This is a genomic window from Bradyrhizobium sp. USDA 4532 (genome assembly GCF_024171315.1).
GTDB lineage: Bacteria > Pseudomonadota > Alphaproteobacteria > Rhizobiales > Xanthobacteraceae > Bradyrhizobium > Bradyrhizobium australafricanum.
Window position 1 is genome coordinate 5,152,434 of the sequence record NZ_JALJZN010000001.1, and the last position, 21,042, is coordinate 5,173,475.

Here is a 21,042-nt window from a genome sequence, read left to right on the forward strand (position 1 = left end):
AGTGGGCATTGGTCACGATGACGCCGGCGCATGCTTGCGCGCGTGATTTCGATCAATCCGTGCGTCGATCCGATCACACAACCTGAGGCAGTCGCTACTTCTTCACCGGGCGCAGCGGCGCGGAGAACTGCTCGGTGCGGTCGCGCTCGGTCATGTCGACGACGGTGTCCATCGGCGCGGTCAATTCATAGACATAGGAGACGTCGGTGAAATAGCGCTTCGCGGTGCCGCCGAGCGCCTCGGGCGCGACGCGGTCGAGCAGGATCAGGCCGAAATCACTGTCGGCTCGCCGCGTCGCCTGGCTGGTGTTGAACTCTTCCCAGCGGAAATGAAAGACCGAGTCCGCATCCTCGCCGACGACCTCCCAATTGGCGACGATGTGCGGGTGCTTGCCGACCAGCGACAGCCCTTCGTCGGAATGCGAGGCGAGCTCGAAGAACAGCAGCGACAGCGATTGGGCGGCGCGGGCGCTGACCGTGATGTCGGGACCGTTCACCGCGATCCGGTCGGCATGCGGGATCGCGCGCGATTCGAACAGGCCCTTCAGCTTGACGCCCTGCCACTGGCTCTCGCTGAGCAGCGTGACGACGTTCGACATCGCGTGGATGCGCCCGATCAAGAGCTCGCGCGCGACATCGATATCGGCGCCGTGCCGCAGCGTGCGGGTCACGATCGACTGGATCACCGCGAGGATGTTCTTGACGCGATGGTTGAGCTCGTCGATCACGGCGGTCAACCGGCGCTCGAATCCGATGCGGACCTCGATCTCGCGGCTGAGGCGCAAATTGTTATAGGCGACATAGCCGAACAGGCCGCAGACGATGCCGGTCAGCGCGAGGCCGATCGCCGCGACGATGGTCGCGGTCTGCTGCGCACGCACCGTGGCGTTGCTCTTGGCGTAATAGTCGAGCGACCAGTCACGGCCGCCGAACGTCACCGTGCGCACCATCGACGGCAGCGGGCCGTCCTGGCGCACCGCGCGCGAGGTGACGATGCCCTGCTCGTTGGCGGTGAACTCGTCGTTGGAGTCGCGCGGATCCTTCAACGCCACCGCGAATAGCGAGCTATCGTCGTTGGTCAGCATCAGCGACGACAGCTCATAGGAGAAGGTGATGAAGCCGGCCGGCTCGGATGCGCCCTCCTGGAACACCGGCGCGGCGAGCACGACGCCGACCGGGCCGTTCTGCCGCAACAGCGGCACCGGGTCGGAGGCCACAGGCTTGGCGTTGGCCATCGCCCGCGCCAGCATCGGGCCCACCACCGAGTGGCGGTCGAAGGCGCGGCCCGGAATGCTCAAGGTCTCCGGATTGCGCGGCTCGACGTCCATCAGCACGTTGATCGGCTTGTCGAGCGCCTTGAGGTCGAGCGCCTGGTCGTCGAAATCCCGGATCGTCGGATTGGTGAAGCCGTTGGCCTTCAGCTCGGCCTCCGCCGCGGCGAGCTCGTCCGGCTTGAGCCGCGCGATCCAGGCGGCGACGACGAAATCGGTCTTGAAGGCGTAGATCGCCGAGCGCAGCGGCTGCAGCATGTTGGCCTTCACCATCGACGGCGCCCGGAACAGCCCCGAGGCGACCCGCGCCAGCAGCTCGCGCTCGGTCAGGCGGTCCTGCACCAGGCTGGCGTGGACGTCGATCGCCCGCGCCAGCGCGATGCCGTCGATCGCGAGCTCCTGATCGTGCACCCGATAGGCGGCAAGACCGGAGAGCAGAACTCCGATCAGTGCAATCAAGGCAACGATGAAGCCCAGTCGAACCACACGCTTACTCGGCAATCAGGGGGTGGCGAAAGGGGACGGAAGTCATCTGGCTTCTGCAAGGGCGGCGACAAATCAGGATGCGATGAAGGCCCGCCGCAAAGGAATATGGAATAGCGATCATCGGTCCGCAACAGGAGCCGGTCGGCAGCATTAACGACGACGCCACCCGGCGGTCTTTGGCGGCGCCAAAGGTTGCTAATCGGCAAAGTTGGAAATTGTTCCGGCGATTGCGCAGCTTTTTTGCGGCGGTTGCGCGCACTCGCTCGTTCACCGTCACCCTGAGGAGCGCGGCACGCGCGTCTCGAAGGGTGAACGGCCCCACCCGTGGCCGTACATCCTTCGAGGCTCGCTCCGCTCGCACCTCCAGCGACAAAGGCGAAGCCTTTGCGCGGGGATGACGGGACTGGCCGACCCTGCCACAATGATTAACGTCTAGCTGGTCCTAACCTGCCTTGACCTTGCGCTGCGACCGAAGGCCGCCCTTGGTCTCGATGAAGCTGATGATGCGATCGAGGCCGTCGCTCTTCTTCAGGTTGGTCATCACGAAGGGCCGCTCGCCGCGCATCCGCCTGGCGTCGGTGTCCATCTTCTCGAGTGACGCACCGACATGGGGTGCGAGATCGGTCTTGTTGATCACCAGGAGGTCGGATCGCGTGATGCCGGGGCCGCCCTTGGAGGGGATCTTGTCGCCGGCGGCAACGTCGATGACGTAGATCGTCAGATCGGCCAATTCCGGCGAGAAGGTCGCCGCCAGATTGTCGCCGCCGGATTCGATCAGCACCAGATCGAGGTCGGGGAATTTTGCCCGCATGTCGGCGACCGCGGCGAGATTCATCGAAGCGTCCTCGCGGATCGCAGTATGCGGACAGCCGCCGGTCTCGACACCGGCGATGCGGTCCGGCGTCAGCGAACCGGAGCGCACCAGAAACTCGGCATCCCATTTGGTGTAGATGTCGTTGGTGATCGCGGCGATGTCGTAGCGCTCGCGCATCGACTTGCAGAGCAGGTCCATCAGCGCGGTCTTGCCGGAGCCGACCGGGCCGCCGACGCCTACACGAAGTGGGCCGTGGGAAGTGGGCATATCAACAAGTCCCTCTATTGTCGTCCCGGCGAAAGCCGGGACCCATACCGCGTGATCCCTCAACCGGGTCCAGTGGCCGACACCATCCGCAACAACCACCCCCTGTGGTTATGGGTCCCTGCTTTCGCAGGGACGACAGCGGAAGATGCATCATGACCGGAACAGCCTCGTGTATTGCGTCTCGTGACGCAGGCTTGCGAGATCGGCGCGAAAAGTCGCGCCGCCGAGATCGTCGAGCGAGGCCGCATTGGCCCGCGCCGCGGTCGCAGCAACGACCAGCTCGAGACCGGCCAACACGCGCTGACTGTCGGTCTGCCCGAGCGGGATCAGCCGGCTGCCCGCGGAAATCCAGTTCGAGGTCACTGCATGCAGGAAGGCGTGCAGCGCCGGCGCAAGCCGAATGCCGTGTGCAGCGCTGACGATGCCGACCGCGACGGGGTAGACGACAGGGCCGTTGCAAGCCGCAATCATCGCGTCGAGGCCGGGCGAATTCCACGCGGCACGGGCGATCTCGATGAAGGCGCGCCCCTGCGTCGTGGTCTCGAGCTGCCGCTCGCGCGACGGCACGAAGGCCGCGGCAAGCTCGGCGACCTGCTCCAGCCCGGCATGATTGGGCTGCAACGCCGCACGAAAACTCTGCGCGAGAAACACAGCGTCGCAAAATCCGCTGCCGTCGGAAAGCATCGCGGCGAGCCAGCCGCGCAGCGACGCGGCATCCGTGATGTCGCCGGCCTCGACCGCCCATTCGATGCCGCTGGAATAGGCGAACGCCCCCACCGGAAAGGACGGCGACAGCCATGTCATCAGCCGGTACAGCGCGGCCGCCTCGTCCTCCGCCATCCCGCCGCGCAGCGCGGCGGGATCAGGCTCATTTGTGGTCATGAGCATGGGAGTGATCGTGGTGATGATGAGCATGCTCGCAATGCTCATCATGATGATGGTCGTGGTCATGGGCATGGCTGTGGGCATGATCGTGCCCGGTGTGACCATGCGCGTGCTCGTCGGCATGCGCATGCTCGGCATAGGCGCCGCCCTCGGGATCGAACGGCGCCTCAATCTCGATCACACGGGCCCCTAACCCCTTCACCATCGCCTCGATCACGTGATCCCTGCGGATGCGCAATCCCTTCGGCATGATCTGCGTCGGCAGATGACGGTTGCCGAGATGCCAGGCGACCCGGATCAGATGATGCGGATCGCTGCCCCGGATTTCCGCCAGCGGCTCGGGAGCTGCGACCACCTCGACGAGGCGGCCGTCCTCCAGCACCAGCGCATCGCCGCCGCGCAGCGCGACGGCGTTTTCGAGATCAAGCAGGAATTCGAGCCCGCGCGTCCCTGACATCACCATCCGCCGCCGGTGCCGGTCGTCGAAATCTAGCACGACGGTATCGGCTGGCGCTTCCTTCCAGCGGTGCTGTCCCAGGAGTTTGGTGGCGCGGATCATCGATGCCTCAGAGCTTCTCGACCTTGGCGTCGCTGATGATCTCGATCACCGTCGGCCCGGTCTTCATGTTAGCGGAATATTCGCGCCATACCTTCATGTGCGGCGCCCTGGCATGGCCGTTGAGATCCTCGCGGCTCTCCCAGCGCTCGACCACCACATAGAGGTTGGGATCGTTGACGCTGACATTGCCGTCATAGGAGATGCAACCCTTCTCCTTGCGGGTCTCGACCGTGCAGGCCTTGTGCCCCTTGATGAAGTCGTCCTTGTTCTCCGGCTTCATCGGCGTGGTGGCGATGACATAGATCATGGATTATCTCCCTTCTTTTTCTCGTTAGCGGACGTCGACCTTCTCGGGCGTGATCACCTCGATCTTCGGCGGCGCGGCCATGCATTTCACCGCGACCCGGCCGAACGTCTTCATGTGCTCGGCGGTGCGATGCGGCACCAGCGCCTCCGCGTTCTCCCACTGCTCGACGAACACCATCTTGCTGTGGTCGGTGACGCTCTCATGCAAATCGTAAGCGATGTTGCCGGGCTCCTTGCGGGTTTCCTTGATGCAGGCCGTCGCCGCAGCAATGAATTCGGCGCGGGTCTCGGGCTTGATGGTCAGCGTAGCAACGACGTAAATCACGGAAGTTCCTCCCGGTTTTCTGTTTTGGCTTGAGTCTTGTTTTGACGCGTTTTCTTTCCGCGAACCGGAAATCCACTTCGCTCGAAAACGCTCTGGTTACCGGGATGGGTTTTAGAACATAAAATAGCGCTGTGCCATGGGCAGCACCTCGGCCGGCGCGCAGGTCAGCAGCTCGCCGTCTGCGCGTACCTCATAGGTCTCGGGATCGACCTCGATCTCGGGCGTCGCGTCGTTGTGGATCATGCTCTTCTTGGAGATCTTGCCGCGGGTGTTCTGCACCGCATAGAGCTTCTTGGCTGTGCCGAGCTTGCGGGCGAGACCGCCGCTCGCCGCGGCCTTCGAGGTGAACACCACCGAGGATGCGGTGAGCGATTTGCCGAAGGCGGCGAACATCGGCTGGTAATGCACCGGCTGCGGCGTCGGGATCGAGGCGTTGGGATCGCCCATCGGCGCCGCCACGATCGAGCCGCCCTTGATGATGCAATCCGGCTTGACGCCGAAGAACGCCGGCGACCACAGCACGAGGTCGGCCATCTTGCCCTTCTCGACGGAGCCGATCAGCTTCGACACGCCGTGCGCAATCGCGGGGTTGATAGTGTATTTGGCGATGTAGCGCTTGACGCGGAAATTGTCGTTGTCGTTGCCCTTGTCCTGCGGCAGCGAACCGCGCTGCTTCTTCATCTTGTCGGCGGTCTGCCAGGTGCGGATGATGACCTCGCCGAGCCGGCCCATCGCCTGCGAGTCCGACGACATCATCGAGAGCGCGCCGAGGTCGTGCAGGATGTCCTCGGCGGCGATGGTCTCCTTGCGGATCCGGCTCTCGGCGAAGGCGAGGTCTTCGGCGATCGACGGATCGAGGTGATGGCACACCATCAGCATGTCGAGATGCTCGTCGATGGTGTTGCGGGTGAACGGCCGGGTCGGATTGGTCGAGGACGGCAGCACGTTCTTCAGCCCGGCAATCTTGATGATGTCCGGCGCATGGCCGCCGCCGGCGCCCTCGGTGTGGAAGGCATGGATGGTGCGGCCCTTGAACGCCTTCACCGTATCCTCGACGAAGCCGGATTCGTTCAGCGTGTCCGAATGCAGCATCACCTGGACGTCGTAGTCGTCGGCAACCGAGAGACAGGTGTCGATCGCCGACGGCGTGGTACCCCAATCCTCATGCAGCTTCAGCGCGCAGGCGCCGCCCTTGATCATCTCGACCAGCGCCGCCGGACGCGAGGCGTTGCCCTTGCCGGAGATGCCGAGGTTGACCGGGAAGGCGTCGAACGACTGGATCATCCGCCCCATGTGCCAAGGGCCAGGCGTGCAGGTGGTGGCGAAGGTGCCGTGCGACGGACCGGTGCCGCCCCCTAGCATCGAGGTGACGCCAGACATCAGCGCGTGCTCGATCTGCTGCGGGCAGATGAAATGGATGTGGCTGTCGAAACCGCCGGCGGTGAGGATCTTGCCTTCGCCGGCGATCACGTCGGTGCCGGGGCCGATGATGATGGTCACATTGGGCTGGATGTCCGGATTGCCGGCCTTGCCGATCGCCGCGATCATGCCCTCCTTGATCGCGACGTCGGCCTTCACGATGCCCCAGTGATCGACGATCAGCGCATTGGTGATCACGGTATCCGCCGCGCCTTGCGCGTTGGTCACCTGCGACTGCCCCATGCCGTCGCGGATCACCTTGCCGCCGCCGAACTTCACCTCCTCGCCATAGGTGGTGAGATCCTTCTCGACCTCGATGATCAGATCGGTGTCGGCAAGCCGAACCCTGTCGCCGGTGGTCGGGCCGAACATGTCGGCATAGACGGAACGCTTGATATTCACGGACATGTCAGCCCCCAGTTTCAGCCAGCGCGGCCTTGGCGCGCGCAATCGTGTCATCGAAAATGCGGTCGAGCCGCGGATTGATGCCCCGGCAACCGGCAACGACCTTGTCGGCCCAGGCCGCATAGTCGGCGAGATCGTCGCGCTCGTCCTTGCTTGGATGCGGCACGATCCGCGCGCCGATATTGCTGATCTTGTCGGCGATCTTGATCAGCTTTGCACCGGGAGATTTGTGCGGAGCATCCTCGATCTGCTTTTGCCGGCGGGCAGGCTTTGGCAGGCTCATGTCATCGGTGCACTCGACAACGAGATCGGCAACGCGCGCGCTGAACTTCTGCGCGAGCTCCTCGCGCGTGGTCTCGGTGTCCTCGATGGTGTCGTGCAGCCAGCCGGCAGCCACCAGTTCGGCATCGGTGCCGTTAGTGACCTGCGCGAGCAGATTCGCGACCTCGGCGAGATGGTTGATGTAAGGCTCACTCCCCCGCCCCTTGCGCGCCATCCCGTTATGACGGTGCGCGGCAAGCTCGGCAGCTTCGGAGACCATGCGGACAGCAGGAAGCATGGCGCTACAGCTTCCCCTTCACCTCGGCGCGAAAGCCGTAGATCACGCGCTTGCCGGCGAGTGCGACGAGCTGGACGTCGCGGGTCTGGCCGGGTTCGAAGCGGACGGCGGTGCCGGCGGCGATGTCGAGGCGCATGCCGCGGGCTTTCTTGCGGTCGAATTTCAGCGCCGGGTTGGTCTCGAAGAAGTGGTAATGCGAGCCGACCTGGATCGGACGATCGCCGGTGTTGGCGACCGAGAGCGTCACGGTCTTGCGGCCGGCATTGAGCTCGATCTCGCCGTCCTTGATGAAGAGTTCGCCGGGGATCATTCGTCTCTCCTGTCATTCCGGGGCACGCGAAGCGTGAATCCGGAATCTCGATCAACAATCTCTGGATTCCGGGTTCTGCCTTCGGCCGCCCCGGAATGACAATGACGCTATCGGATCGGCTCGTGCACGGTGACGAGCTTGGTGCCGTCGGGGAATGTCGCCTCGACCTGGATGTCGTGGATCATCTCCGGGATGCCATCCATCACCTGCGCGCGGGTCAGGACCTTGGCGCCGGCCTGCATCAGCTCGGCGACGGTGCGGCCGTCGCGCGCGCCCTCGACGATGAAGTCGGTGATCAACGCGACGGCTTCGGGATGGTTCAGCTTGACGCCGCGCTCGAGCCGGCGCCGCGCCACCATGGCCGCCATCGAAACCAGGAGCTTGTCCTTTTCGCGGGGAGACAAATTCATGCGAGCACTCTGAAAGCGTTGAAAGGATTAGTTGAGCCAAAGCCGCGGCAGCGGGACAGTGGAGGCGCGGCCGAGCACCGTCATCATGTCAGCGCGCAGCCGGGCCGCATCTTGGGCACAGAAGCGGGCCATTGCAAAGCCATTCCAGGCGGAGATGCCGACCTCGCCGCCGAAGCTTTCCGACGCCTCGCGGATGCGCTCGACCAAGGCTTCGTCACCCGGCACGATCAGCGCCGTGCCGATCGCGCAGCCGCCGCCCGCGATCGCGGGTCGCGCGAGCTTCTCGCCGATCTCGCCGTCGAGCCTGACGGTCTCGGCGAACACCAGCTTGCCGCCACGGCGCATCCGCCAGCGGTCGACGAACTCGCCGTGGCGCATGGTCTCGCCCATCGCGGCGCGGCCGAACACCACGATCTCGCAGAGCAGGAGCGAGGCACCCTCGGCAAGGTCGATGTCGAAGCCGCGGTGAATGCGGGCACGGTCGAACAGGATGGTTTCCTGCGGCAGCCAGGCGAGATGCGCGCCTGCGGCAACGGTCAGCGCGATGTCGAGCCGTGCCGCCGCTGCCGGTGCACGGTAGACTTTCTCAGCCGCCGCCGTGGTCAGCGTCAAACGCGCGCCCTCGCCGGCCGCGATCGCGATCTCGAAGCCATCCCCGCCGGCAATGCCGCCGGCGGTGTTGACGAACATGGCCGAGAGACCGTCGTCCTCCGGCGATGGGAAGCGGACGCGCAGCGAGCCGGACTCATGCAGGTCGCCGCGGCGCGTGGCGCCGTCTTTCAGATGCACGCCGAGCCGGACCGCACCCTGGGCGCGGTTTGCCGCAAACGTCGCCGCTGCCGCGCCTGCGATCCCGGTCCGCATTCCCCCAACGCTCCCTTCGCGCGCCACGACAGGCGGCGTCACATCCTGTTCACAGCGCCATCTGGCGGCTGATCTCGGCGGGATCGAGGCTTGCGCGGTCGCAGGCATATTTCACCGCACCCCGGTCCATCACGGCAAAACTGTCGCCGAGTTCGCAGGCAAAGTCGAGATATTGTTCGACCAGCACGATGGCGATGTTGCCGAGATTGCGCAGATAGGAGATGGCGCGGCCGATATCCTTGATGATCGAGGGCTGGATGCCCTCGGTCGGCTCGTCGAGCAGCAGGAGCTTTGGCCGCATCACCAGCGCGCGGCCGATCGCAAGCTGCTGCTGCTGGCCGCCGGAAAGGTCGCCGCCACGGCGGCCCAGCATGGTCTCCAACACCGGAAACAGCGAGAACACGTCGTTGGGAATGTTGCGGTCTTCGCGCTTGAGCGGACCGAAGCCAGTCTTGAGGTTCTCTTCCACCGTCAGCAGCGGAAAGATCTCGCGGCCCTGCGGCACGAAGCCGATGCCGCGCCGCGCCCGCTCATAGGGCTTTAGCGCGGTGATGTCCTTGCCGTCGAAATTGATCGTGCCGGAAGCGATCGGATACTGGCCGACCATGGCGCGGAGCAGCGAAGTCTTGCCGACGCCGTTGCGGCCGAGCACACAGGTGACCTTGCCCGGTTCGGCGGTCAGCGACACGCCGCGCAGCGCCTGCGCCGCACCGTAATAGAGATTGATGTTGTCGATCTTCAGCATCGCCCTAGCGCCCCAGATACACTTCGACCACCCGCTCGTTCGACGACACCTGGTCAATCGAACCTTCGGCGAGCACCGAGCCCTCATGCAGGCAGGTCACCTTGACGCCAAGCTCGCGCACGAAGGTCATGTCGTGCTCGACCACCATGATGGTGTGGTTCCTGTTGATCTCCTTGAGGAGCTCGGCCGTGAGATGGGTCTCGACATCGGTCATGCCGGCGACCGGCTCGTCGACCAGCAGCACCTTCGGGTCCTGCGCCAGCAGCATGCCGATCTCGAGCCACTGCTTCTGGCCGTGCGACAGGCTGCCGGCGAGGCGGTTGCGCGCATCGGTCAGGCGGATGGTCTCGAGCACCTTGTCGATGCGCTCGGACTCAGCCTTGCTGCCGCGCCAGAACAGCGTGCCGCGCACGGAATGATCGACATTGAGCGCGAGCAGGAGATTGTCCTGCACGGTCTGGCTCTCGAACACCGTCGGCTTCTGGAATTTGCGGCCGATGCCGAGCTCGGCGATACGGGTCTCGTCGAGGCGGGTCAGGTCGACGGTGCCGTCGAACAGCACGGTGCCCTCGTCCGGCTTGGTCTTGCCGGTGATGATGTCCATCATCGTGGTCTTGCCGGCGCCGTTCGGGCCGATGATGGCCCGCATCTCGCCGGGTTCGAGCGCCAGCGACAGATTGTTGATGGCGTGGAAGCCGTCGAACGAGACATGCACGCCGTCGAGGTAGAGCATGGCCGAGGTGGCGCGGGTGTCCATGACGTTCATCTGCCTACTCCGCCGGGTTCGGTGCGCCGATGCCGTCTTCGCGCGCGGCACTCTCGGCGTCGGGTGAGTTGCGCCGCGCTTTCAGCGGCTCCCACCAGGCGTTGAAGGTACCGACGATGCCCTTGGGCAACAGCAGCGTGACCAGGATGAACAGCGCGCCCAGCATGAACAGCCAGTACGGTGCAAGCGGCCCCGAGGTGAAGAACGTCTTGGCATAGTTGACGACGACGGCGCCGAGCGCCGCGCCGATCAGCGTGCCGCGGCCGCCGACCGCGACCCAGATCACCGCCTCGATCGAGTTGGCGGGCGCGAACTCGCTGGGATTGATGATGCCGACCTGCGGCACGTACAGCGCACCGGCGACGCCGGCCATGCAGGCCGACAGCGTGAACACGAACAGCTTGTAGGATTCGACACGATAGCCAAGGAAACGGGTCCGGCTTTCGGCGTCACGTACTGCGATCAGGACCTTGCCGAGCTTCGAGGTCACGATCGCGCGGCAGATCAGGAACGCGATGATCAGCGCAAGGCAGCTCAGCAGGAACAGCGCCGCGCGGGTGCCTTCGGCCTGCACGTTGAAGCCGATGATGTCCTTGAAGTCGGTCAGCCCGTTATTGCCGCCGAAGCCGAAATCGTTGCGGAAGAACGCCAGCAGCAGCGCATAGGTCATCGCCTGCGTGATGATCGACAAATACACGCCGGTGACGCGCGAGCGGAAGGCGAGCCAGCCGAAGCAGAAGGCGAGCAGACCCGGCACCAGCAGCACCATCAGCGCGGCGAACCAGAACTTGTCGAAGCCGTACCAATACCAGGGCAGCTTGCTCCAGTTCAGGAACACCATGAAGTCGGGCAGGATCGGGTTGCCGTAGACGCCGCGGCTGCCGATCTGGCGCATCAGGTACATCCCCATCGCGTAGCCGCCCAGCGCGAAGAACGCACCGTGGCCGAGCGAGAGGATGCCGCAATAGCCCCAGATCAGATCGATCGAGAGCGCGAGGATGGCGTAGCAGACATATTTGCCCCACAGCGCGACCAGATAGGTCGGCACCTGGAACATCGAGCCCTGCGGCAGCAGCAGGTTCGACAGCGGGATCAGCACGCCGATCGCGGCGACGATCAGGACGAACGCGGTCGCCGCGCGGTCGAGCGAACGGGTGAGGATGTGCGGCGTCATGCTTCCACCGCCCGACCCTTGAGCGCGAACAGGCCGCGCGGCCGCTTCTGGATGAACAGGATGATCAGCACCAGGATCGCGATCTTGCCGAGCACCGCGCCCGCGACAGGCTCGAGGAACTTGTTGGCGATGCCGAGCGTGAAGGCGCCGACCAGCGTGCCCCAGAGATTGCCGACGCCGCCGAACACCACGACCATGAAGCTGTCGATGATGTAGCTCTGGCCGAGATTCGGGCTGACATTGTCGATCTGCGACAGCGCCACGCCGGCAATGCCGGCGATCCCCGAGCCGAGACCGAAGGTCAGCGCGTCGACGCGCGAGGTGGCGATCCCCATCGAGGCCGCCATGCGGCGGTTCTGGGTCACCGCGCGCATCTCGAGTCCGAGCGCGGTGTAGCGCAGCATCGCCAGCAGGATGGCAAACACCGCGAGCGTGAAGCAGAGGATCCAGAGCCGGTTATAGGTGATCGTGATCTGGCCGAGCTCGAAGGCACCGCTCATCCAGGAGGGGTTGCCGACCTCGCGGTTGGTCGGACCGAACGCGGTGCGCACCGCCTGCTGCAACACCAGCGACAGGCCCCAAGTCGCGAGCAGCGTCTCCAGCGGGCGGCCGTAGAGGAAGCGGATGATGGTGCGTTCGATCACGACACCGATCAAGCCGGCGACCAGGAAGGCGAGCGGCACCGCGATCAGCAGCGAATAGTCGAACAGCGCAGGATAGCGGCTTCGGATCACCTCCTGCACCACGAAGGTGGTGTAGGCCCCGAGCATCACCATCTCGCCATGCGCCATGTTGATGACGCCCATCACGCCGAAGGTGATGGCAAGCCCGATCGCGGCGAGCAGCAGCACCGAGCCGAGCGACAGGCCGTACCAGGCATTCTGCACCATCGACCACATCGCCAGATTGCTCTGGATCGAGGACACCGCACTCGCGGCCGCGTTGGCGACCAGCGGTGGCTGGTCGGCGCCGAGGCCGGTGAGCAGCGCCAGCGCCTCCTGATCGCCGCGCGCCTTGACCACGGCGACGGCGTCGAGCTTGTCGCTGTCGGATGCGTCCGACTTGAACAGGATGATGGCGGCGCGCGCCTCGGCGAAGGCCTGCTTGACCGACTTGACGTTCTCCTTGGCGAGCGCAGCCTCCACCGTCGGCAGCAAATTCTCCTCGTGGCTCTTGAACACCGACTGCGCGGCGGCGAGGCGTTTGGCCGGATCCGGCGACAGCAGCGTCAGGCCGCCGAGCGCAGCCTCCACGGTGCGGCGCAGGCGGTTGTTGAGGCGGACGGCGGCGGCGTTGTCGGGCAGCTTGTCGACCGCAGCACCGGTGGTGGCGTCGACAATCTTGCCGTCGGTCCGCGTGATGAAGACCTTCTTGCTGTCGGGATCGGCCGAGAGCCGGCCGTCCTGCAGCGCGCTGATGATGGGCGAGGCCAGCACATTGCCCGACGCGGCGACCTCGCCGATCGCCGCCTCGGTGTCGGAGAACTCGTCATTGGCGAATTTGGCGACTGAATCCTCGAACGGACCAGCCAGCGCCGGCACTGTGAGGCAGCTCAGCAGCAGGATCGAGAGAAACAGCGCACGAAAACGATCAATACAATTGGCGAACACGTCAGTACCCCGGCAGGAGTGTGAGGAGAAGGCGGCGAGCTGTGCCGCCTTCTCCAGGTTCTTGGATGGTTGCGTTGTGTCGTTGTTCAGGTCAGGAGCTCAGGAGCCCTGTTGTCAGGAACCCTGGCCGCCGCACTTGTTGGTCTTGGTGTTGAAGTTGCCGCACTTCTTGCCGACCCAATCGCCGATCAGGTCCTTGGAGCCCTCGAGCTCCTTCGACCAGGCGTCGCCGGCCACCAGGCCCGGGGTCTTCCAGACCACGTCGAACTGGCCGTTGCCCTTGATCTCGCCGATGAACACCGGCTTGGTGATGTGGTGGTTCGGCAGCATCTGCGACACGCCGCCGGTCAGGTTCGGCGCCTCGATGCCGGGAAGCGCATCGATCACCTTGTCCGGATCGGTCGACTTCACCTTCTCGACCGCCTTCACCCACATGTTGAAGCCGATGTAGTGCGCTTCCATCGGATCGTTGGTCACGCGCTTCGGGTTCTTGGTGTAGGCCTGCCACTCCTTGATGAACTTCTCGTTCGCCGGGGTCTTGATCGACTCGAAGTAGTTCCAGGCGGCGAGATGGCCGAGCAGCGGCTTGGTGTCGATGCCGGCGAGCTCTTCCTCGCCGACCGAGAACGCGACCACCGGGATCTCGGTCGCCTTGATACCCTGGTTGCCGAGTTCCTTGTAGAACGGAACGTTGGCGTCGCCGTTGATGGTGGAGACCACCGCGGTCTTCTTGCCGGCCGAGCCGAACTTCTTGATGTCGGCCACGATCGTCTGCCAGTCGGAGTGACCGAACGGCGTGTAGTTGATCATGATGTCGTCCTGGGCGACGCCCTTCGACTTCAGATAGGCTTCCAGGATCTTGTTGGTGGTGCGCGGATAGACGTAGTCGGTGCCGGCCAGCACCCAGCGCTTCACCTTCTCTTCCTTCATCAGATAGTCGACCGCCGGGATCGCCTGCTGGTTCGGCGCCGCGCCGGTGTAGAACACGTTGCGCTCGGACTCCTCGCCCTCATACTGTACCGGGTAGAACAGGATGTTGTTCAGCTCCTTGAACACCGGGAGCACGGATTTGCGCGACACCGAGGTCCAGCAGCCGAACACGACCGCGACCTTGTCCTTGGTGATCAGCTCGCGGGCCTTTTCGGCGAACAGCGGCCAGTTCGAAGCGGGGTCGACCACGACGGGCTCGAGCTTCTTGCCGAGCACGCCGCCCTTCTTGTTCTGCTCGTCGATCAGGAAAAGGATCGTGTCCTTCAGCGTGGTTTCGCTGATGGCCATGGTGCCCGACAGCGAGTGAAGGATGCCAACCTTGATGGTGTCGTCGGCCGCTTGCGCGGGCGCGAGGGACGAGGACGCAGCCAGACCCAAAACCAGGCCGGCCGTCGCCGCGAGCGCGCGGCGGCGGGTCATCGTCGTTATTTTGTGAGAAAGCTGAGTAAGCATGAAATGTCGTCTCCCTGACGCAGGCGTGGAACGCTGCGAACGGCCGCTTGGCCGCCTGCGGTTAAGGGAATCGCAAGAACTGTGCCACGGTGCGCAGCCCCTGTAAGCCGATGAACCGGTTAGATAATTTCATCGGTTCCGGGCAAATACGGAAGCCGACTGCTCAATCATTGAGCCGCCAACTTGACTGCCGAAAGAGCAGTCAGATTATTCTGTAGGCAAAATCGCCGCGTTGGCTAAATTTCCGGCATCGATTTGTGACAGTTTGCGCGATGGTTCAGCGAACTCCGGGCACCAAAGACGGCAATCTCATCTTGAAACCGCCCAGTTCCTGGTCCATATCCTCGCCATGCCCGCGAGAGTCGCGGTGCCTTCGCGAGCTGCGTGTTCAAGCTGCCCCAAGCGGCTTCTGGCTCGCCTTTCAGCTAACCCAGCTTGACGCCCCAGACACGCGGGTGTCCCCGAATGCCTTCACACGCTTCCGGCCGATATGGGCCGGGACGACGACGGCTTTTATGGAAAGAACCACCTTTTGACCTCCTTTCAGGATTTCGGCCTCGCCGATCTCATCGCCCGCGCGCTCCGAGAAGAAAATTATCTCACGCCGACCCCCATCCAGGCCCAGACCATCCCGCTAGCCCTTGCCGGCCGCGACGTCGTCGGCATCGCCCAGACCGGTACCGGCAAGACCGCCTCCTTCGCGCTGCCGATCCTGCACCGGCTGCTCGAGAACCGCGTCCGCCCGCAGCCCAAGAGCTGCCGCGTGCTGGTGCTCTCGCCGACCCGCGAACTGTCCGGGCAGATCCTCGACAGTTTCAACACCTATGGCCGCCACATCCGGCTGTCCTCGGCGCTCGCCATCGGCGGCGTGCCGATGGGCCGCCAGGTCCGCTCCCTGATGCAGGGCGTCGAGGTGCTGGTCGCCACCCCCGGCCGCCTGCTCGATCTCGTGCAGAGCAACGGGCTGAAGCTCAACCAGGTCGAGTTCCTGGTGCTCGATGAAGCCGACCGCATGCTCGACATGGGGTTCATCAACGACATCCGGAAAATCATCGCCAAGCTGCCGATCCGGCGCCAGACGCTGTTCTTCTCGGCCACCATGCCCAAGGACATCGCCGAGCTCGCCGAGGCGATGCTGCGCGACCCGGCCCGCGTGGCGGTGACGCCGGTGGCCTCGACGGTGGATCGCATCGCCCAGCGCGCGATCCAGGTCGATTTCGCGGCCAAGCCGACGGTTCTCGCCCAGTTGCTGAAGCAGGAGCCGGTCAACCGCGCCCTGGTCTTCACCCGCACCAAGCACGGCGCCGACAAGGTGGTGAAAAGCCTTGCCAAGGCCGGCATCGAGGCCAATGCGATCCACGGCAACAAGTCGCAGAACCACCGCGAGCGCACGCTGGCGGCGTTCCGTTCCGGCGAGATCCGCACGCTGGTGGCGACCGATATCGCCGCCCGCGGCATCGACGTCGACGGCGTCAGCCACGTGGTGAATTTCGACCTGCCCAATATCCCGGAGACCTACGTCCACCGCATCGGCCGCACGGCGCGCGCCGGCGCCGACGGCGTCGCGATCTCGCTGATCGCCGGTGCCGAGGAGATGGGCTATCTGCGCGATATCGAGCGGCTGATCCGGATTACCGTGCCGCGGGAAGACCGCCGCACGCAAGGCAGCTCCTCTGGCGGCCGCGAGGCCGCCGGGCCGGCGCAGGCCACCCACCCGCACCGGGGCGGCCGCTCTGCGCCCCGTGCGCACAATGTCCGTGGGAATGAGGCCGCTCCGGGCGCAAAAGGCCCTCGCCGCCGCCGCCGTCGAGGTGGTAATAATGGCGCGCCGCAGACGAGCCGGGGCGAGTCGCCGCGTCCGTCGCAGGCCGGCAACAGCGAAGGCATTCAGGGCGTCGCCTTCTTGCATCGCGAGAGCCGGCCGAATCCGCAATCCAACCACAAGAACCGACCGAAGCACTAGCCGTCGCTCGATCTGGAGAAACATATGGCTAAGGAAGAGCTGATCCAGTTCGAAGGACTGGTGACCGAAATCCTCCCCGACGCTCGTTACCGGGTGCAACTCGATGCCGGGCACGAGATCGTCGCCTACACCGCCGGCAAGATGAAGAAAAACCGCATCAAGACGCTGGCCGGCGACCGCGTTACGATCGAAATGTCGCCCTACGATCTCGAAAAGGGGCGCCTGATCTTCCGGCACAAGGACGAACGTCCGAGCGGCGCGCCCGGCGGCCCGCCGCGGGGCGGAGCCCAGCGCGGCGGCCAGTTCCGCCGCCGATAAGCGGGGTATTGCAACCGCTGCGGGCATGACGTCCTGATGTCCTGCGCACAATTGGCCGGCGGCTGCGCCGGCCAAAAAATCGCGCACGTCAGGATTGTTTTCAGGATTGTTTTGAAGCCTTCTATCGAATAATATCCTACCCATCGATTTTCGGCCGGACGACATTAGCCAATACCGGTACAGCCGGTTCAGACGCTGACGACCCTTCCAAAAATTCGATCTCACCACCCCGCCGATCAGCGGGTCTTGAACTTGTATATCTGAGAAGGGACTACCCACGTGAGCATGGGAACCGTGAAGTGGTTTAACGCGACCAAGGGCTACGGCTTCATCCAGCCGGATGAAGGCGGGAACGACGTGTTCGTGCACATCAGTGCAGTCGAGCGCGCCGGCCTTGGCACTCTGCGTGAAGGCCAGAAGATCTCCTACGAGATCGTGGCTGACCGCCGTTCCGGCAAATCCTCGGCCGACAATCTGCGCGCCGCCGGATAAGCCGATCTCCCGGGAGCGCGAAGCTCCAGGAAATTGTCGCTAAAGCATCAAGGGCCGCACCTTCGGGTGCGGCCCTTTTTGTCTGGATTGCCAACCGGCGTCCGCGTCGTTCGAAAGCTCTAATAGGTCGAGCAGGTCGTCGGCATGGTGGCGGACGTCGGGGCGTAGAACACGCAAACCGACTGCCGCGGCCTTGTGAAGGCGACATCGGTGAGATTGATGCCGCTCTTGGCCATCACATAGCCGACCGTCGGAACGTATTTGTAGCTGACTTCGCTGAAGATCAGATAGGTGCCCGCAACCAGCAGCGCCGCCGGAACGACGCTGGTCACGACATCACCCTGGCTGCGGCTCGAGGCCGTCAATGTGGCCTGCGTGGCGCCCGTGGCCATCACCCCCGCCTTGCTCCACTGGATCCGCGCGACCTTCGAGGCATCGACGTAGATCTCCGACAAGGTGACCTTGGTCGGCGTCGGATCGTACGGCGTCATGATGCCCACGCTGGCACTGAAGAAGTTCTGCAGGTCGGCATCCACCACCTGCGTCGACTGCGAGGTCAGGTCCGACGCGGCGCGCGCCATAAGCGTGACCTTGCGGTCGACCGCGACACCGGATGAAAACTCGACGGTGCCGAAGAACAGCACCAGCATCAGCGGCAGGACGAAAGCGAACTCGACGGCGGCAAGGCCCCGGCGGTCATTGCACAGGGCCGCGACGGAGCGCAGCAAGGCCGCTGCCTGGGTTTTCATGACGTTGCTCATGAGCATGTCGCCCCGGCAGTCCCGGATGGCTCATTCTTGAATGTCGCGGTCGCGGTCAGCAGCCGCTTGCCATTGGCGAGGTTGGCGACATTGAAGCCAAGCTTGGTGACGAACAGCGGCCACTGATAGAACAGCCGGACCACCACGACGTCGCCGTCCTTGCCGGGACACCATTTCATGGCCGGAATGAATGCGTTGTTGGAATCGATTGGAGGCGCGATGTTGACGCTGCTGAAGCCCGTCGCCGCGGGGTAGCTGCGCACGTCGACCGATATGCCATTGGCGCAATCGAACAGCGGGTTGACCTGGCCGCAGACGTAGTTCTTGAACTGCTGCTGGGTATAGCTTGCGCCCTGCGCCTGACCGGTCATGATCATGCGCGCAGAATCCTGCGTCACCGTCTCCAGCACCTGGCTCGCGAAGAAGATCATCGCCACTTCGATGATCGCAAACAGCAGTCCGAAAAACAGCGGCGCGACCATCGCGAATTCGACCGCGGTCGCGCCACGGCGGTTTCTGCGAAAGCGATGGAGGAGGCGCGTGAAAAAATGAGCGGGTAGCGGCATCAACGACCCCGGATCAACATGGCGGCAACAACTACCCAAGACTCATTGTCGAAGTATTTCGCCGGATCGAGACAGGGCCACCCGATCCGTCAGGCCTTTCTTAACCATGTCGGATGAACCGCCTGCGGCAGGCGGCTGCCCCGGCGTGCGAAGCGCCGGCGCGGACACGCGCTAGTTCTGCGGCTTCGCGGCCGCGCCCGAGCCGGAGGCCTGGCTGTTGAGCGAGCCGGCCTGATCCATGGTCGACTTGAAGTAGGTCTCGCCGTCGCCGAGGGTGATGCGACGCTGGCAGACCGGCATGCAGCTGTAGGTCTCGCGATCGACGCCGCGATAGACGGTGACAAGCTGGTCGGTCGGACCTTCGACCTGGATCTGGCGATCCACCAGCACCTGGCCGGTGCGGTCGAGTGCGATGAAGTTGGTCGCGCCGTAGCCCTTGCCGGTCACGACGACAACGCCGCCATTCTGCAGGGTGACGTCGGCGATCAGCGGGTTGCCGACCACGATGGTGGAAATGCCGCCGGGCAGCTTGACGAGCTTGGCCTGATCGACATTGACCGCAATCCGGTCCGGATCCGGCGCGGCCGTTGCGAATGCGGGCCACAGCAGAACGGCTGCGGCCAGCGAGATGAATCCAATGCGCGCGACGGCGCCAATACGCTGGAATTGAAACGACATACCTTACCCCGGGACGTTAACAAGCCGGCAAAAGCGATACGCAGCGGACCGGCGCCCGACGCAGGCAAATCTGACGGCAATTCATTTAAGAAGAGCAAAAATCGACCGCTGAATTGCGCGGATGTCACGACTTCTGGAACGGATCGACCAACGGCCCGGTGATCCCGCGGAAAAATGCCCCCGCGGGGACCGCCGCCTAGCCGGCACCACGCACATGCACCACCACGCGATCGTCGGCGTAGAGGCGCTGCCATCCATCGATGTGATCGAGAAACTTGGAGGCGGGCGTTGCCGGATCGAGCATCACCGCATCGATTCTGTAGGTCTTGAGCAGGTCGAGGAAGCCGTTGACGTCCTTGAGCTGGAGCGCACGGTAATACGCCATCTCGAATTTCTCGCCGTAAAGCTCGGCACGGCCGTCGACGAACACCGGCACCTGGCGCCAGATCAGATAGCCGCCGAACTGCAGATCATTGAGCACGCGCTGCACGTTGTGCGCCTTCAGCGCGTCGACGGCGGCAGCGGGCGAATGGATCGACGGCGGCGACATGTCCCGACGCGCCGCGATGAACCAGGTCGCGGCGCAGAGCACGGCGATCAGCATCACGGCCGGCGTGGCCTTCAGCCGGACCACGCTTGCGGCACGCAGGCCGAACTGGGTTGCCACCGGCGTCAGCACAGCCAGCGGCAACAGCAGGGCGAAGAGCTCGAGATTCCTGACATGGGATAGCGCCATGTGCAGCAGGCCCAGCGCCAGGGCGATCCGCGGCAGCGGCAGCTTCACCCCGCAATAGAGCGCCCCGCCGATCAGGCCGAGAATGGCCAGCTCGAACGCATCGACGTGGCTGAAACTCGCCGGCATCCACTCCGTGATGAGATGCAGCAGTTCACCGAGGCTGAGAATCCTGAGCGAGGCGAGGATCGTCCCCCAGCCATAGGGCGTCACGCTGCACGCGGCCACCGCGCCGAGGCCGAATGCGGCCCAGCGCAGCGCCAGCGGCAATCTTTGCGCCGGCGCGGCGTTCCACAGCGCATCGAGCGCGAAGGCGCCGGCCAGCACCAGGCCAAACAGAAAGCCGCCATGCAGATTGGCCCAGAGCGCGATCAGCGGCAGCAGCCAGAACGAGGGGGCCTCGCGGCGTTCGCTGGCGAACATCAGGCCGTTCGCCCAGACTATCATGATCGGCAGCGCAAGCACATGCGGACGGGCCAGCAGATGCCCGCATGTCAGCACCAGCGCCGCCAGCGCGATCAGGCTGGCGTAGATCGCCGGCAGCGCGCGGCCGAGGATGGCGGTGAGCAGCACGAAGGTGGCGGCACCGCAGGCCGCGGCCAGCACCGCAGGCCCGGTCCACCCGGCAAGGTCGTAGGCCTTCGCGAACAGGACCTGCGCCAGCCACGACGACGACACCCAAGGCTCACCCGCTTTGGTGAAGGAATAGATATCGACCGACGGCAATGCGCGGTGGTCGAGGATCCACCGACCGACGGTAATCTGCCAGTAGGTGTCGGAATCGGCGAGCAGCCTGTCGCCGACGACCAGCAGCAACGCATAGACGCCGCACGCCATCCAGAACCAGGCCGGGACTTCGGCGAACACCGAGGCCCGCGCCTGTGGGATGGTTGCGGTCTCAGCACTCATGCGCG

At 64.5% G+C, this 21,042-nt stretch carries 23 protein-coding genes; 3 read left to right on the plus strand and 20 right to left on the minus strand.

Annotation, left to right across the window (positions count from 1 at the left end; all coding sequences use genetic code 11):
* Window positions 1-94 precede the first annotated feature (94 nt).
* From J2R76_RS23710 to urtA, 16 genes are all read right to left on the minus strand, one after another.
* A complete protein-coding gene (locus J2R76_RS23710; RefSeq protein WP_050387210.1) occupies window positions 95-1,756 on the minus strand; it encodes an HWE histidine kinase domain-containing protein in 1,662 nt (553 codons plus the stop codon).
* A 442-nt stretch (window positions 1,757-2,198) separates the two neighbouring features.
* The gene (ureG, locus tag J2R76_RS23715; RefSeq protein WP_253625049.1) at window positions 2,199-2,837 is read right to left on the minus strand and encodes an urease accessory protein UreG; all 639 of its coding nucleotides are present in this window, start codon (window positions 2,835-2,837) and stop codon (window positions 2,199-2,201) included.
* Between the two features lie 150 nt (window positions 2,838-2,987).
* Window positions 2,988-3,725 carry an urease accessory protein UreF gene (locus J2R76_RS23720; RefSeq protein WP_057016129.1) on the minus strand — a complete coding sequence of 246 codons (738 nt, stop codon included), beginning with the start codon at window positions 3,723-3,725 and terminating at the stop codon, window positions 2,988-2,990.
* Window positions 3,706-4,281: an urease accessory protein UreE gene (gene ureE / locus J2R76_RS23725; RefSeq protein ID WP_253625050.1), complete on the minus strand. Its 576-nt coding sequence runs from the start codon at window positions 4,279-4,281 to the stop codon at window positions 3,706-3,708. Before ureE ends, J2R76_RS23720 begins: the two co-directional genes overlap by 20 nt.
* 7 nt (window positions 4,282-4,288) lie before the next feature.
* Window positions 4,289-4,588 carry a putative quinol monooxygenase gene (locus J2R76_RS23730; protein WP_028342270.1) on the minus strand — a complete coding sequence of 100 codons (300 nt, stop codon included), beginning with the start codon at window positions 4,586-4,588 and terminating at the stop codon, window positions 4,289-4,291.
* Between the two features lie 24 nt (window positions 4,589-4,612).
* On the minus strand, window positions 4,613-4,912 hold the full coding sequence (locus J2R76_RS23735) for a putative quinol monooxygenase (RefSeq protein WP_024581875.1): 300 nt from the start codon (window positions 4,910-4,912) through the stop codon (window positions 4,613-4,615).
* A gap of 111 nt (window positions 4,913-5,023) precedes the next feature.
* On the minus strand, window positions 5,024-6,739 hold the full coding sequence (gene ureC / locus J2R76_RS23740) for an urease subunit alpha (RefSeq protein WP_253625051.1): 1,716 nt from the start codon (window positions 6,737-6,739) through the stop codon (window positions 5,024-5,026).
* Window position 6,740: 1 nt separating this feature from the next.
* Window positions 6,741-7,295 carry an HD domain-containing protein gene (locus tag J2R76_RS23745; protein WP_253604702.1) on the minus strand — a complete coding sequence of 185 codons (555 nt, stop codon included), beginning with the start codon at window positions 7,293-7,295 and terminating at the stop codon, window positions 6,741-6,743.
* A 4-nt stretch (window positions 7,296-7,299) separates the two neighbouring features.
* The gene (locus tag J2R76_RS23750) at window positions 7,300-7,605 is read right to left on the minus strand and encodes an urease subunit beta (RefSeq protein WP_028334688.1); all 306 of its coding nucleotides are present in this window, start codon (window positions 7,603-7,605) and stop codon (window positions 7,300-7,302) included.
* Between the two features lie 107 nt (window positions 7,606-7,712).
* Window positions 7,713-8,015 carry an urease subunit gamma gene (locus J2R76_RS23755; RefSeq protein WP_028334687.1) on the minus strand — a complete coding sequence of 101 codons (303 nt, stop codon included), beginning with the start codon at window positions 8,013-8,015 and terminating at the stop codon, window positions 7,713-7,715.
* A gap of 27 nt (window positions 8,016-8,042) precedes the next feature.
* Window positions 8,043-8,879, minus strand: a complete 837-nt coding sequence (locus J2R76_RS23760; protein ID WP_253625052.1) for an urease accessory protein UreD — start codon at window positions 8,877-8,879, stop codon at window positions 8,043-8,045.
* Between the two features lie 49 nt (window positions 8,880-8,928).
* On the minus strand, window positions 8,929-9,624 hold the full coding sequence (gene urtE, locus J2R76_RS23765; protein WP_057016124.1) for an urea ABC transporter ATP-binding subunit UrtE: 696 nt from the start codon (window positions 9,622-9,624) through the stop codon (window positions 8,929-8,931).
* A 4-nt stretch (window positions 9,625-9,628) separates the two neighbouring features.
* Complete coding sequence (urtD, locus tag J2R76_RS23770; protein ID WP_016842654.1) at window positions 9,629-10,390, minus strand: urea ABC transporter ATP-binding protein UrtD; 762 nt, start codon at window positions 10,388-10,390, stop codon at window positions 9,629-9,631.
* Between the two features lie 4 nt (window positions 10,391-10,394).
* Window positions 10,395-11,564: an urea ABC transporter permease subunit UrtC gene (urtC, locus tag J2R76_RS23775; RefSeq protein ID WP_168858008.1), complete on the minus strand. Its 1,170-nt coding sequence runs from the start codon at window positions 11,562-11,564 to the stop codon at window positions 10,395-10,397.
* Window positions 11,561-13,159: an urea ABC transporter permease subunit UrtB gene (urtB, locus tag J2R76_RS23780; RefSeq protein ID WP_371852090.1), complete on the minus strand. Its 1,599-nt coding sequence runs from the start codon at window positions 13,157-13,159 to the stop codon at window positions 11,561-11,563. The genes urtC and urtB overlap by 4 nt, the downstream gene beginning before the upstream one ends.
* Before the next feature lie 129 nt (window positions 13,160-13,288).
* Complete coding sequence (urtA, locus tag J2R76_RS23785; protein WP_371852088.1) at window positions 13,289-14,584, minus strand: urea ABC transporter substrate-binding protein; 1,296 nt, start codon at window positions 14,582-14,584, stop codon at window positions 13,289-13,291.
* 565 nt (window positions 14,585-15,149) lie between these two features.
* Here urtA and J2R76_RS23790 point away from each other — a divergent pair.
* The 3 genes from J2R76_RS23790 to J2R76_RS23800 all read left to right on the plus strand — a co-directional run bounded on the left by J2R76_RS23790 (window position 15,150) and on the right by J2R76_RS23800 (window position 17,390).
* Window positions 15,150-16,580, plus strand: coding sequence for a DEAD/DEAH box helicase (locus J2R76_RS23790; protein WP_253625053.1), 1,431 nt, complete (start codon window positions 15,150-15,152; stop codon window positions 16,578-16,580).
* Window positions 16,581-16,604: 24 nt separating this feature from the next.
* Complete coding sequence (gene infA / locus J2R76_RS23795) at window positions 16,605-16,898, plus strand: translation initiation factor IF-1 (protein ID WP_016842649.1); 294 nt, start codon at window positions 16,605-16,607, stop codon at window positions 16,896-16,898.
* A gap of 279 nt (window positions 16,899-17,177) precedes the next feature.
* Entirely contained in the window at window positions 17,178-17,390 is a 213-nt protein-coding gene (locus J2R76_RS23800; protein ID WP_016842648.1) for a cold-shock protein, read from the plus strand.
* 119 nt (window positions 17,391-17,509) lie between these two features.
* Here J2R76_RS23800 and J2R76_RS23805 read toward each other — a convergent pair whose 3' ends face one another.
* The 4 genes from J2R76_RS23805 to J2R76_RS23820 all read right to left on the minus strand — a co-directional run bounded on the left by J2R76_RS23805 (window position 17,510) and on the right by J2R76_RS23820 (window position 21,037).
* Window positions 17,510-18,139 carry a TadE/TadG family type IV pilus assembly protein gene (locus J2R76_RS23805; RefSeq protein WP_168858009.1) on the minus strand — a complete coding sequence of 210 codons (630 nt, stop codon included), beginning with the start codon at window positions 18,137-18,139 and terminating at the stop codon, window positions 17,510-17,512.
* An 8-nt stretch (window positions 18,140-18,147) separates the two neighbouring features.
* Window positions 18,148-18,717: a TadE/TadG family type IV pilus assembly protein gene (locus J2R76_RS23810; RefSeq protein WP_057016119.1), complete on the minus strand. Its 570-nt coding sequence runs from the start codon at window positions 18,715-18,717 to the stop codon at window positions 18,148-18,150.
* A gap of 171 nt (window positions 18,718-18,888) precedes the next feature.
* Window positions 18,889-19,395 (minus strand): pilus assembly protein N-terminal domain-containing protein, encoded by a 507-nt coding sequence (locus tag J2R76_RS23815; RefSeq protein ID WP_057016118.1) that lies wholly within the window; start codon window positions 19,393-19,395, stop codon window positions 18,889-18,891.
* A 196-nt stretch (window positions 19,396-19,591) separates the two neighbouring features.
* Entirely contained in the window at window positions 19,592-21,037 is a 1,446-nt protein-coding gene (locus J2R76_RS23820) for a hypothetical protein (RefSeq protein ID WP_057016117.1), read from the minus strand.
* Window positions 21,038-21,042 lie beyond the last annotated feature (5 nt).